The following is a 12109-nucleotide window of genomic DNA, read 5'->3' on the forward strand; positions in this document are numbered from 1 at the left end:
AATCGCAATAGACGCGATGGGCGGGGATGAAGGCGTGCGCGTGATGATGGCGGGCGTGGCGCTCGCCCGTCGCCGTCACGAAGGGCTGCGCTTCACCCTTTTCGGAGACGAGGTGCGGATCAAGTCTGCGCTTGACAGTCATCCCAATCTGCGCGCCGCGTCGGAAATCGTCCACGCGCCCGATGTCGTGGATGCAGGGGACAAACCCAGCGTCGCCATCCGAAAGAAGACCAGCTCCATGAGCATGGCGATCGCGGCGGTGAAGGCGGGAACCTGCGGCGCGGCCGTCTCTTCGGGCAATACCGGCGCGCTGATGGCGATGGCGAAGCTGGCGCTCCGTACCATGAAGGGCGTGGACCGGCCTGCGCTGGCCGCCATGCTGCCGACGCTGGGCGACAATGACGTGGTCATGCTGGACCTGGGCGCCAACACCGAATGCGACGCCCGCAATCTCGTCCAGTTCGCGGTGATGGGCGCCGCCTACGCTCGCATCGCCCTCGACCTTGAGCGTCCTCGCGTTCGCCTGATGAACATCGGCACGGAAGAGATGAAGGGCACGGAGGAGATCCGCGACGCCGCCGCGATCCTGCGCGCCGCGACCAGCCTGCCGCTGTCATTCGAGGGCTTCACCGAAGGCGACAAGATCGGCCGGGGCGATGTCGACGTCATCGTGTCGGACGGCTTTTCCGGCAATGTGGCGCTCAAGACGGCGGAGGGCACCGCCCGCTTCGTCACCGACCTGCTGCGCACGGCCTTCACCAGTTCGATTCGCTCGAAGCTCGGCTTCCTGATATCCAAGCCCGCAATGCACCTGCTGCGCCATCATCTCGACCCGAACAACCATAATGGCGCGGTTTTCCTCGGCCTCAATGGCGTGGTCGTGAAAAGCCATGGCAGCGCCAATGACAAGGGCGTCGCCAATGCCGTCCATGTCGCCGCCCGGCTGCTGGAGGAAGACATCACCCGGCGCATCGCCGCCGACATGCACGGGATCGAGGGGTTGACTGCCCCCGCATCCAGGATGGAGCTGCCCGCAAAGTGATTCGCCGATCCGTTCTCCTGGGCACGGGTTCCGCCCTGCCGGTCCGCTCCGTCAGCAATGCCGAACTGGCCAGGACCGTGGACACGAGCGACGAATGGATCGTGGAGCGCACCGGCATCCGCATGCGCTACATCGCGGGAGAGGGCGAAACCACCGCCAGCCTTGCCACCGACGCGGCGAAGGCGGCGCTGGAGGCTGCCCGCCTGTCGGCGCAGGACATCGACCTCATCGTCCTGGCGACGGCCACGCCCGATCAGACCTTCCCGGCCACGGCCACCATCGTGCAGGCGGCGCTCGGCATCGATGACTGCGTCGCGTTCGACGTGGCGGCGGTCTGCTCCGGCTTCCTCTATGCCATCACCGTCGCGGACAGCATGATCCGGTCGGGCACGGCCCGGAACGCGATCGTCATCGGCTCGGAAACCTTCAGTCGCATCCTGGACTGGGAAGATCGCACCACCTGCGTGCTCTTCGGCGACGGAGCGGGGGCGGTGGTGCTGGGCGCGGAGGAAAGCGCCGACGGCAAGCGCGGCATCCTAGCCTCGAAACTCCATGCCGATGGCCGGCACAACCAGCTTCTCTATGTCGATGGCGGCCCCTCGACGACGCAGACCGTCGGCAAGCTGCGGATGAAGGGGCAGGAGGTGTTCCGCCACGCCGTCACCAATCTTGCCTCGGTCCTGACCGAAGTGATGGAGGCTGCCGGCCTTGCAACGTCGGAGATCGACTGGCTGGTGCCGCATCAGGCCAATGCCCGCATCCTTGACGCGACCGCGCGCAAGCTGAAGCTCTCGCCGGAAAGGGTGGTGATGACGGTCGATCGCCATGCGAACACCTCCGCCGCGTCGGTACCCCTGGCGCTGGACCTTGCCATGCGCGATGGCCGCATCCAGCCCGGCCAGCTGCTGGTGCTGGAGGCGATGGGCGGCGGCTTCACCTGGGGCGCCTGCGTCCTGCGGGTGTAAAGGGCCGCCTGGCACCGCGTTGCCATGTCGCGGATAAGGGGATGGAAAAGCTTCGTTCCTTTGTCCCGATCCACCTGCCGATCACTGCCGCAACGACCGCCACGTGCCTGATTCCGCCCCCGATGGACCGCATCTGCGTCCCCCATTCCGCCAAGCTCCCTTTTGGGACCGTTACCATGTCGATTTTTCACGGTTTTTTAAGGATTTCGGCGATCGATCATCTTGCCGAATCATTAGGAATCGCGCACATTATCGAGTGATCACCCGCGTTTAGGCTCGACGGGTGTCATGGTGGGGACATAGGATGAGCGGTAACGGAACTCTGACGCGCGCGGATCTCGCGGAGAGCGTGAACCGTCATATTGGCCTTTCGCGGGCAGAAGCGGCAACCCTGATCGAATCCATTTTGGAGCATATGTCCGCCGCGCTGGAACGCGGGGAAAATGTGAAGATTTCCAGCTTCGGCACCTTTGTCCTGCGCGACAAGACGCAACGCATGGGCCGCAACCCGAAGACGGGTGTCGAAGTGCCGATCGAACCGCGCCGGGTGCTGACCTTCCGCGCCAGCCAGACGATGCGGGACCGCGTCGCCTCGGCCTGAAAACGGCCCGCCAAAACGGCTATTTTCCCGAAGGTTGACCTTTGCGCCGCTAAGGGTGCAACATCATGACCATGGAAAAGGCAGAGGGCGCATTTCTGACGATCAGCGAGCTGGCAAGCGAACTTGATCTGCCGCAGCATATATTGCGCTATTGGGAAACCCGCTTCACCCAGTTGCGCCCGCTCCAGCGATCGGGCAATCGCCGCTATTACCGGCCCGCCGACGTGGCCTTGGTGCGGCGCATCAACCATCTGCTGAATGTCGAGGGCTTCACCGTGAAGGGTGCGCAAAAGGCGCTGGGCGAAGGCGGCGGCGATTCGGTGCGGACATCATCCGCGCCGCCCCGGGCAGGCCATGCCGAATCGACCCGGGGCGCCGATCTGCTTCCCCGGTTGGAGGCCATCCGCGCAACGCTGGCCAGGGCGATAGGCGAATAGCTCTATGCCGGTGGTGATCAAACCACCGGCGCTGCGTAGATCAGGTCGCGAAACGGCACGTTGCCGACCATGAAGACGGTCTCGCCTATCTCCACGAATCCATGCCGGGCATAGAAGCGCTGCGCCCGCGCATTGTCGGTATAGACCGCGAGCAACATGCGCCTTGCGCCGCGTTGCCGCGCTTCCTCCATCACCCGTGCCAGAAGAGCATCGCCATTGCCGCCGCCCTGCCAGCCGGAGAGGAGATAGATGCGCTTGAGTTCGAGATCGTCCTGCCGCGTTTCGATCGGCAGCCTGGGCGGCGCCAGCAGCGCATAGCCCACCGGCGCGCCCAGCGGGGTTTCCCCAATCAGCACCGCCTGATCCGCATCGGCCAGCGCCGCGGCATAGAAATCCTCCCCATGGGCGGTCCGGACATGGGCAATCAGGGCGTCGCCCGGATGATCATAGGCAAAGCTGGCGAGGAAGGTTGCGCCGCCCAGCAGCGACAGCGCCGCGGCATCGCGCGGCTCCGCCCATCGCCAGTGGATCGGCGTCATCGGCGCTGCTCAGCGCGACCCCGGCCCCAGTGCCGGGTCCAGGTCGCGCGGCCGCGTGAAGCGGGCCAGGGTGGCGATGTTGGGCTTTGCCTCGCTCCAATGCGCGATGGGCAGGTCCATGACGGCGATGGAGGCGGTCGGGAACTTCACCTCCACATCCTCGCGCAGCGGGCTGGCGCCATCATCGGGGACAAGGTCGAGGACCAGTTCCTCCAGCCCCGGATTATGCCCCGACATCAGCACGCTGTCGACATCGTCCGGCAGGTCGCGGATCACGTCGAACAGGGTGGGGGTGGAGGCAAGATAGATGCGCCGGTCCCAATGCGGATCGATCACCTCGCCATAGCCGGTGAAGAAGACATTGAGCGTTTCCACCACCCGCACCGCCGGGGAAGCGACCACCATGTCGAAACGGATATTCTGCGCCCTGGCGAATTGGCCCATCACCAGGGCCGCCTTTTCCCCCCGGCTGTTCAGCGGCCGGTCGAAATCCCGCGCAACCGGATCGTCCCAATCGGACTTGGCGTGACGGAACAGGATCAACCGCTTCATTTTTGCTCCAGGTCGTGGGTGCCGGCGTCGAGTCCCTGAAGCCCTAGCGTTGCATTCCCGTTAAGACCAGCGCGGGATTGGCCGCTGACGGATATGATGGCCTCGTCCAGCGTCAGGCGGCGGATCGGCGTGCCGGGGGGGAAGGCGCTCAACAATCGGCTGGGCATGGCCGCGGACAGGATGACGAAGCTTCCCCGGTCCTCCGCCCGCCGGATCAGCCGGCCGAAGGCCTGCGCCATTCGCGCCCGGATCAGCCGATCGTCATAGGCGCTGCCGCCGCCGCCCTGATTGCTGGCCGCCAGCTTGCGCGCGGCATGCAGGACGGTCGGCTTGGACCAGGGCACCCCCTCCATCACCACCAGCCGCAGCGAATGGCCGGGCACATCCACGCCGTCGCGCAGCGCGTCGGTACCAAGCAGGGAGGCGCGGGGATCGTCGCGGAAAATGTCGATCAGCGTGCCCGTATCCATCGGGTCCACATGCTGCGCGTAAAGCGGCAACCCCGCCCGCGCCAGCCGGTCCGCGATCCGCGCATGCACGGCGCGCAGCCGCCGGATCGCGGTGAACAGGCCAAGCGTTCCGCCGCCCGCCGCCTCGATCAGCCGGGCATAGGCGCCGGACAGCGCCGCAATGTCGCCGCGCTTGATATCGGTGACGATCAGCACTTCCGACCGGCCCGGATAATCGAAGGGGCTGTTCGCCTCGAACCGCCCGGCCCCTCGCGGCAGGTGGTTGGCGCCGCTCCGGCTCATCGCATTGTCCCAGTCGCCGCCGCCCTTCAGCGTGGCCGAGGTGATCAGCACGCCCTGCGCCGGCTTCAGCACCGCCTGCGCCAGCGGGCGGGTCGGGTCCAGCCAGTGGCGATGGATGCCGATGTCATATTCGCGACCCTCGATCCGCTCCACCGCCAGCCAGTCGACATAATCCGCGTCCGCCGGTCCACCGATCCGCGCCAGCAGCGCCAGCCAGGCCGTCACCAGATCGCGCCGCCAGCCAAGCGAGGCGATCGCCCCCTCGACCCGCGCCCGCGCCGCGCCGTCCAGCCAGTCGGGCGCTTCCTCGATCACCGCCTCCATCCGCTTGCCCAGATGGGTCAGGGGGCGCAGCAGACTGTCGAGCGCCCGAGCCGCCTCCTGTGCTGCCTCGACCAGCGTCCCGTCCGGTTCGGCCAGTTCCGTCTCCAGCCCATAGCCGGCATCCGCCTCGCCGCCGTCGGCCGCCCGCGCATAGACAGTGCCGCGCACCGCAGCGAGCAGCGCCTCGACCGGCCCGAAGGGTTCCCCGGCGACGACCCGTTTCAGCCATTCATCGGCCGGGAGCGCCCGTGCCGCGTCCGCCGCCGCCCTGATCGCCTCGCCGCCCTGTTCGTCATAGCTGGCAAGGTCGGACAGGCGCGCCGCCAGTCCGCGCCGCCGCCCGCGCGAATTACCCTCCGGCCCCATGACCCAGCGGCGCAGTTCGATCGCCTCCTGCCCGGAAAGCGCGACGGAGAAGGTCGAATCAGCCGCATCGAACAGATGATGGCCCTCGTCGAACACGATGCGCTGCGGCGCCTGTCCGGTCTCGCGCCCTCGCGCCGCATTGATCATCACCAGCGCATGATTGGCGATCACGATGTCGGCATCCGCCGATGCCCGCGCCGATCGCTCGATGAAGCATTTCCGATAATGGGGGCAGCCCGCATAGATGCACTCGCCGCGCCGGTCGGTCAGCGCCGTCGATCCGTTGCGCCGGAACAGCGTCGGCAACCATCCCGGCAGGTCGCCGCCGATCATGTCGCCATCCTTGGTGAACGCCGCCCAGCGCGCGACCAGATGCGCCAATATCGCCGCCCGCCCCGCAAAGCCGCCCTGCAGCGCATCCTCCAGGTTCAGCAGGCAAAGATAATTTTCCCGCCCCTTGCGCACCACCACCCGCTTCGCCGCCACGGCGGGATCGGGGAACAGGCGCAGGCTTTCCCGGTCCAGTTGCCGCTGCAAGGCCTTGGTATAGGTTGAAATCCATACCGTGCCCTGCGCTTCCCCGGCCCAGAGCGATGCAGGGGCGAGATAGCCCAGCGTCTTGCCGATCCCCGTTCCGGCTTCCGCCAGCAGCATGTTGGGCTGGTCGCGATGCGCCCTGGGGTGGAACACCTCCACCGCTGCGGCGGCATAGGCCTGTTGCCCCGGCCGCGCCTCGGCGCCAGTGCCGGTCAATTGCTGCAACCGCGCCACCACTGCATCGGATTGCAGCGATATGGTGCGCGGGGCGGGGCGGGGCGGGCTTTCCTCCCATTCGGGCAGCTTGGAAAAGAGCCAGCGCTCCGCTTCCTTCGGCCGGGCAATGCGCGGCGCCACCAGCGGCGCCCAGGGCCAGCGCAGCCGGTGCAGCGATTGCGCCGCCGTCCAGCCGCCCTCGCGCTCGATCCATGCCGGGGATTCCAGCATCGCCAGCAGCGCGCCGGTCGCCGCCTGCAACAATGCGGGAATATCCGATTCACTGGCCGGACGAGGCAGGTTCAACGCTTCCGCGAGTCCCTTGGGCGTCGGCACCAGAAAGCGCGCGGGATGGATGAAGGCCCATAGTTCCAGCAGGTCCAGGCCATTGAGATCGGGATAACCCAGCCGTTGTCCGGTCAGCGGCGCGTTCAGCAGCAGCGTCGGCGTCTCGGCCGTCCGCGCAATGGCCGTGCCCTTGGGAACGGCCGCGGTCCGATCCCCCTCCCTGATCCAGATGCCGCCATGGCTGGCATGCAGGGCGGGCAGGGCGGCGGGATCGATCACCCGTCCCGCTTAGGACAACGGGAACAAAAGGGAAACCTGAAAAGCGCGGAATTCAGCTGAAGCGACGGCCAAAACCGCCCGCCGGTCGCGGTGCCGGCGAACGCGGCGCAAAGGCCGTCGGGGCAAGCCGCGCCGCCCGTGCAATCTCCAGCCGGTCGAACAGCGGTCCGTCCGTCAGCTCATAGGGAAAGCGGATGCCCATACGATCCTCTTCGGACCATTGCACCGTGGCGAAAACGATATGGCCGTCATAGTCGATCTGGCACTGGCTGCGCACCGGCAAGCCGCAGCCCGCAATCTGGGCGCCGCCTTCGCTCAGGTCGACGATGGTTCCTTCAAGGCTGTCGAGCACGGTCGTCACGACGACGGGTATATCGACGGCTATTCTTTGACGGCTGCGCGGCTGCATGGTCCCTCCTGAGCTGTGTGAAGGGCTGGCCTGACCATGAGGCGGATCGGTCGGGCGGTCTGTCGCGACCTGGCCAGTACCCGACAAGCCTTGCCGTTCCGCAACCGCGTCATGGTCACACCAGCTCTAAGCTCCCGATAAATATAGGTCATCAGGGTTAATCAAAGTTAAACATCGGGTCTCGAAAAGCGCCGTTCATCTCCATTTCGGCACCTGGAACCGCTGCCTTGCATCCGGTCTGGACATTGATCGACGTTAACGCCGGCTTTGCCGACCTGCTTTCCATCATGTTGTTTTCCGATTCGTCAGATGTTTCCAACGGCCGCGAAAATGCTTAGGGGGACGCATCATGACCGTGTCCGAAAACATCCGCACCGCCGCGCAGGCGTCCAAGGCCTGGCCCTATGAGGAAGCCCGCAAGCTCCTGAAGCGCTATCAGAACGGCGCGCCTGAAAAAGGCCATGTGCTGTTCGAAACGGGGTATGGCCCCTCGGGCCTGCCGCATATCGGCACGTTCAACGAAGTGCTGCGCACCACCATGGTGCGCAACGCCTTTCATGCGCTGTCGGACGTGCCGACCCGCCTGATTGCGTTCAGCGACGATATGGACGGCCTGCGCAAGGTTCCGGACAATGTGCCCAACCAGGCGATGCTGGCGCAGCATCTGGGCAAGCCGCTGACGCAGGTGCCCGATCCGTTCGGGAAATATGAAAGCTTCGCGCATCACAACAATGCGATGTTGCGGGAATTTCTCGACCGCTTCGGCTTCGACTATGAATTCGTCTCCGCGACGGAGCGCTACAGGTCCGGGGTTTTTGACGACGCACTGAAGAATGTCCTGCGCCATTATCAGGATATCATGGACATCATGCTGCCGACGCTGCGCAAGGAACGGCAGGCGACCTATTCGCCGGTCCTGCCGATCTCGCCCAGCAGCGGCATCGTGCTTCAGGTGCCGGTCGAGGTGATCGATGCCGACAAGGGCTTGGTCCGCTTCGAGGACAACTCTGTTCCGGGGGGCGAGGTGATCGAGCAGTCGATCCTGTCCGGCGCCGCCAAGCTGCAATGGAAGGTCGACTGGGCGATGCGTTGGGTCGCACTGGGCGTCGATTATGAGATGGCGGGCAAGGATCTGATCGATTCCGTCACGCAAAGCTCGAAGATCTGCCGCGCCCTGGGTGCCCGCCCGCCCGAAGGCTTCAATTACGAGATGTTCCTCGACGAAAAGGGCGAGAAAATCTCCAAGTCCAAGGGCAACGGCCTCAGCCTCGAGCAATGGCTGACCTATGGCCCGCAGGAGAGCCTGGCCTTCTACGCCTATCGCGAGCCGAAGAAGGCGAAGCAGCTCCACATGGGCGTCATCCCCCGCGCGGTCGACGAATATTGGCAGTTCCGCGGCAATTATCCGGGCCAGCCGGTGGAGCAGCAGCTCGGCAATCCGGTCCACCATATCCATGATGGCAAGCTGCCGCAGGGTCGCCTGCCGGTGACCTTCGGCCTGCTGCTGAACCTGGTCGGCGTGATGGGCGACGCCAGCCGCGAACAGGTCTGGGGCTATCTCCAGAATTATGTCGCGGATGCCAATGCCGAAAGCTATCCGGAGCTGGACGCGCTGATCGGCCACGCGCTGGCCTATCACCGGGATTTCGTCGCCCCGACGCTCAAGCGCCGCGCGCCCACCCAGAGCGAAGCCGCCGCCCTGCGCAAGCTGGACGCGGAACTCGCCGCCCTGCCCGAAGGCGCCACGGCGGAGGATATCCAGAATATCGTCTATGCTATCGGCAAGGACGAAGCCTATGGCTTTGCCGAGCTGCGCGACTGGTTCAAGGCGCTATACCAGACACTGCTGGGTGCCGACCAGGGGCCGCGCATGGGCAGCTTCATCGCGCTATACGGCGTGGAAAACAGCCGCCGGCTGATCGGGGAGGCGCTGGCCGCCTGAACGGGGGACGGCGGAACATAACGGGGCGCCGGGCGTTTCGGCATATGGTCCACCCCCTTTCGGACTGATGGCGCGCCTGGCGCGTGCCATCGGCCGCGCCCGCCCGGAAACGAGCGGCGCGGCCAAGGGGTGCAGGCTGGACCATCGGCGCCTTGGCGCCAAAGGAAACGGCCTCTCGACATTCGTCGGGGGCCGTTTCGTCATTCAGGCTTGGATTGGGCAGGCTCGGATTGAGCTTTGGAGCGGCGATCTGATCGATCCAGATCGCCGCTCCAGCTTCCCTGCTTTCCGCGGTTCCTGATCAGCGATCAGTTCGCGTGCCTGGAAACCGCTCTGCTGCTTACCAGAAGAAGCCGCGATGCACTTCCATCACCCTGCCGGTCCGCACATTGACCAGCAGCACGTCGTTATAATGCCTCACCCACCGCAGGTTCACGCCGGGGCGCGGCAGGCGATAGCGATAGGGATCGGCGATATAGTACCGCGAGCTGTAATAGGTCGGCCGAAGCCGCGCGCCGACCTCCCAGCGGTTGTAGCGGAACGGAGCGCGCCAGTTGCCGCCGCGATAGACGTCACGGTGCGAACGGCGGTAGTCGCGCCAATCCTCCCGCAATTCCTGCCGCGCCTCGCGCACGTCGCGCCGCTCTTCCCGCACGTCGTGCCGGCTGCCATAGCGCTCGGCATCGCGCAGGTCGCGCTGTTCGTGGCGCAGATCACGGGCGCTGTCGCGCACCTCGGCGCGAGACTGGGCCATGGCGGCGCCCGGCATCACTGTTGCGGCCATCAGGCCCAAGATAATGAATTTACGCATAGGTCTTCTCCCATTGCCTGGTGGCTGAAGTCCGGTGGGGAGAGGGTAACTTTCCCGCGCCCCGCCGGTTCCGCCGACCACGAAGACAGATATGCACCCGGTCACCTGAACATGTCGGGAATGAAACGGTCAGGAATCAGTCATTTATGTCGCACTTTGTATCAGCATCCGTGGCACTCAGGGCTTCCAGGGACGCTCGCGAAACCATTTGGTGGCGACATATTTGACGCCTCGCTCCACCGGACGCGCGGCGTGCAGGCTGAGGAGGTTGGGCGATCCATCCCGCTCCATATTGTTCCACATCAGCAGCATGCCCTCGACAGGCGGGACCATGAATTCGCAATGGGGGAAATGCGTTTCCCCGCCCGCCTCCACCGGCGACAGGTAGATCATCGCCGTCCAGCTCCGCTGCCCGCCGGATTTCATCATGGCCGGCCAGTAACTGGCGGTCACCGGGAAATAGTCGCAATGCGCCTTATATTCCTGCCCGGGCTGATAGCGTTGCCCCTGCAGGGTTTCGCCATGCTCTCCGGCCAGGCCCATCAGCGCGCAGATCCGGTCGCTGATCCCGCTGACCAGCGGGCTCCAGGGGCTGAGATGGCAGCTTGCGCTGGTGCGGTAATCGGCATTGGCGCTGCCTGAAAACAGGGTGGAGGGCTGCGCGCCCGCATCGATCAGTTCCCGCAGGCCGGCGCATTCCTCCGCGCTCAGAAATTCCTGCCGTCCATAGATTTCGAGTCTTGGCGTATCGATCCGGCTGACCATCGGATTACGGTCCAGCCGCGCCCGCACCATCTCTCCGATCCGCGCCCGTGCTGCGGAGGCGACCCCGCCATCGTCAACAATCTCGCTCATGCCGCTCTCCTGCCACCGTGCGGGCGTTCGGCGCAAATGAAAAGGGCCCGGAACCTCCCGGCTCCGGACCCAGTGTTTCCTGAAGGCCAGTTCAGGAGCGCCTGTCTTCCGGCGTTACCAGAAGAAATCGTGGATCACGTCGACCACATAGCCGTCGCGTATGTCGACCAGCAGCGCATCGTCATAATAGCGGACCCAGCGCAGCGAGCCGTAGGCAGGCGGCAGGCGGTAATAATAGGGATCGTCGATCCAGTAGCTGTTCGAATAGAGCAGGCTGTTCAGGTAGATCCCGATCGAAAAGCGCGAATAGCCATAGCCCCAGCCGCTTGGCGCATAATAGCGGCCGATCCGGTAACGGTCGCCATAGCGGGAGCGATAGCTGTACCAGTCATAGCGGCGGTTGTTGCGCCAGCCATTGTCCCAGCGCCTCTGCCCCTGCCACCGTGTACGGTCGTCAAAGCGCGCCCCGCTGTTCCAGCCCGGGTTGCCGCCGTTCCAACGCCGGTCGCCATTGTTCCAGCGCCGGTCGTCGCGCCGGTCCCGATCATTCCGGTCCCGATCATTCCGGTCCCAATCCCGCCGACCGTCCTGCCCGTTGCGCCGATCGCGGTCGTTCCAGTCGCGGCCGTTCCTGTCGTCGCCGCGCGGGGATGTCTCGAACCGCTGCTGGTCGCGGTTCCAGCGGGTGACCGTGGCCGGCCCTTGCGCGTTCGGCCGCGCATTGTTGCCACGCCATTGCGGCTGCGCGGCCGGTGCCGGCGACGGGGCGGCCGGCGCCTGCTGTTGCTGCCAGCGCTGCTGCCGCATCTCGCCGCCACCTTGCCACTGGCGCTGCGCCTGTCCATTGCCGGATCCGCCACGGCCGCCTTCCGGGCGTCCCGCCCGTTCGCCGCCGCGGCCGCGCCAGCCGCCATCATCGCCCCGTTGGGCATAGGCCGGGGCGATCCCGCCCAGAACCGTCGCGGTCATCAAGCCCGCCAGCATCATTTTCCTCAACATGCCGTTCGCCTTCATCTTGCGGGGCCATTCGCCCCTCATAATCCGCTTTTAAACGGGGGGCGATGTCGTGATGCTGAACTTGACTGTCAGCGATCTGAAAGAATCCGCAGCCTGCGGCGGGACGCACTCTGCGCCGAACTGCCGGGAAATATAACCAATGTTATAAGGAAAGCTGATCCAGATCAGTGCGGTGCT

The 12109-nt window shown here is 65.5% G+C and carries 13 protein-coding genes; 6 read left to right on the forward strand and 7 right to left on the reverse strand.

Features of this window, described 5'->3' with window-relative positions; all coding sequences use genetic code 11:
• Positions 1 to 16 precede the first annotated feature (16 nt).
• The 5 genes from plsX (at position 17) to MRBLMA1_RS18345 (ending at position 3045) form a co-directional block, all read left to right on the forward strand.
• Positions 17 to 1042, forward strand: a complete 1026-nt coding sequence (gene plsX / locus MRBLMA1_RS18325) for a phosphate acyltransferase PlsX (RefSeq protein WP_363738961.1) — start codon at positions 17 to 19, stop codon at positions 1040 to 1042.
• Positions 1039 to 2007 (forward strand): beta-ketoacyl-ACP synthase III, encoded by a 969-nt coding sequence (locus tag MRBLMA1_RS18330; RefSeq protein WP_363738720.1) that lies wholly within the window; start codon positions 1039 to 1041, stop codon positions 2005 to 2007. The genes plsX and MRBLMA1_RS18330 overlap by 4 nt, the downstream gene beginning before the upstream one ends.
• A 41-nt stretch (positions 2008 to 2048) precedes the next feature.
• Positions 2049 to 2267 (forward strand): hypothetical protein, encoded by a 219-nt coding sequence (locus MRBLMA1_RS18335; RefSeq protein ID WP_363738722.1) that lies wholly within the window; start codon positions 2049 to 2051, stop codon positions 2265 to 2267.
• A gap of 44 nt (positions 2268 to 2311) precedes the next feature.
• On the forward strand, positions 2312 to 2608 hold the full coding sequence (gene ihfA, locus MRBLMA1_RS18340; protein WP_007687990.1) for an integration host factor subunit alpha: 297 nt from the start codon (positions 2312 to 2314) through the stop codon (positions 2606 to 2608).
• Positions 2609 to 2679: 71 nt separating this feature from the next.
• Positions 2680 to 3045 carry a MerR family transcriptional regulator gene (locus MRBLMA1_RS18345; RefSeq protein ID WP_363738962.1) on the forward strand — a complete coding sequence of 122 codons (366 nt, stop codon included), beginning with the start codon at positions 2680 to 2682 and terminating at the stop codon, positions 3043 to 3045.
• A 17-nt stretch (positions 3046 to 3062) separates the two neighbouring features.
• Here MRBLMA1_RS18345 and MRBLMA1_RS18350 read toward each other — a convergent pair whose 3' ends face one another.
• The 4 genes from MRBLMA1_RS18350 to MRBLMA1_RS18365 are packed head-to-tail and all read right to left on the reverse strand — an operon-like array spanning position 3063 to position 7307.
• Positions 3063 to 3584: a GNAT family N-acetyltransferase gene (locus MRBLMA1_RS18350; protein ID WP_363738724.1), complete on the reverse strand. Its 522-nt coding sequence runs from the start codon at positions 3582 to 3584 to the stop codon at positions 3063 to 3065.
• A 9-nt stretch (positions 3585 to 3593) separates the two neighbouring features.
• A complete protein-coding gene (locus MRBLMA1_RS18355; RefSeq protein WP_363738726.1) occupies positions 3594 to 4136 on the reverse strand; it encodes a SixA phosphatase family protein in 543 nt (180 codons plus the stop codon).
• Positions 4133 to 6898, reverse strand: coding sequence for an ATP-dependent DNA helicase (locus tag MRBLMA1_RS18360; RefSeq protein WP_363738727.1), 2766 nt, complete (start codon positions 6896 to 6898; stop codon positions 4133 to 4135). Before MRBLMA1_RS18360 ends, MRBLMA1_RS18355 begins: the two co-directional genes overlap by 4 nt.
• 52 nt (positions 6899 to 6950) lie before the next feature.
• Positions 6951 to 7307, reverse strand: a complete 357-nt coding sequence (locus MRBLMA1_RS18365) for a PilZ domain-containing protein (protein WP_133653539.1) — start codon at positions 7305 to 7307, stop codon at positions 6951 to 6953.
• A gap of 349 nt (positions 7308 to 7656) precedes the next feature.
• On the opposite strand from MRBLMA1_RS18365, the gene MRBLMA1_RS18370 reads away from it, so the two are divergent.
• Positions 7657 to 9249, forward strand: coding sequence for a lysine--tRNA ligase (locus MRBLMA1_RS18370; RefSeq protein ID WP_363738729.1), 1593 nt, complete (start codon positions 7657 to 7659; stop codon positions 9247 to 9249).
• 340 nt (positions 9250 to 9589) lie between these two features.
• Here MRBLMA1_RS18370 and MRBLMA1_RS18375 read toward each other — a convergent pair whose 3' ends face one another.
• From MRBLMA1_RS18375 to MRBLMA1_RS18385, 3 genes are all read right to left on the reverse strand, one after another.
• Positions 9590 to 10060, reverse strand: a complete 471-nt coding sequence (locus tag MRBLMA1_RS18375) for an RcnB family protein (protein ID WP_363738731.1) — start codon at positions 10058 to 10060, stop codon at positions 9590 to 9592.
• Positions 10061 to 10237: 177 nt separating this feature from the next.
• Positions 10238 to 10915: a prolyl hydroxylase family protein gene (locus MRBLMA1_RS18380; protein WP_363738733.1), complete on the reverse strand. Its 678-nt coding sequence runs from the start codon at positions 10913 to 10915 to the stop codon at positions 10238 to 10240.
• Positions 10916 to 11029: 114 nt separating this feature from the next.
• Complete coding sequence (locus MRBLMA1_RS18385) at positions 11030 to 11914, reverse strand: RcnB family protein (protein WP_363738735.1); 885 nt, start codon at positions 11912 to 11914, stop codon at positions 11030 to 11032.
• Positions 11915 to 12109: the final 195 nt, after the last annotated feature.

The sequence above is a fragment of the Sphingobium sp. LMA1-1-1.1 genome, assembly GCF_040676365.1.
GTDB lineage: Bacteria > Pseudomonadota > Alphaproteobacteria > Sphingomonadales > Sphingomonadaceae > Sphingobium.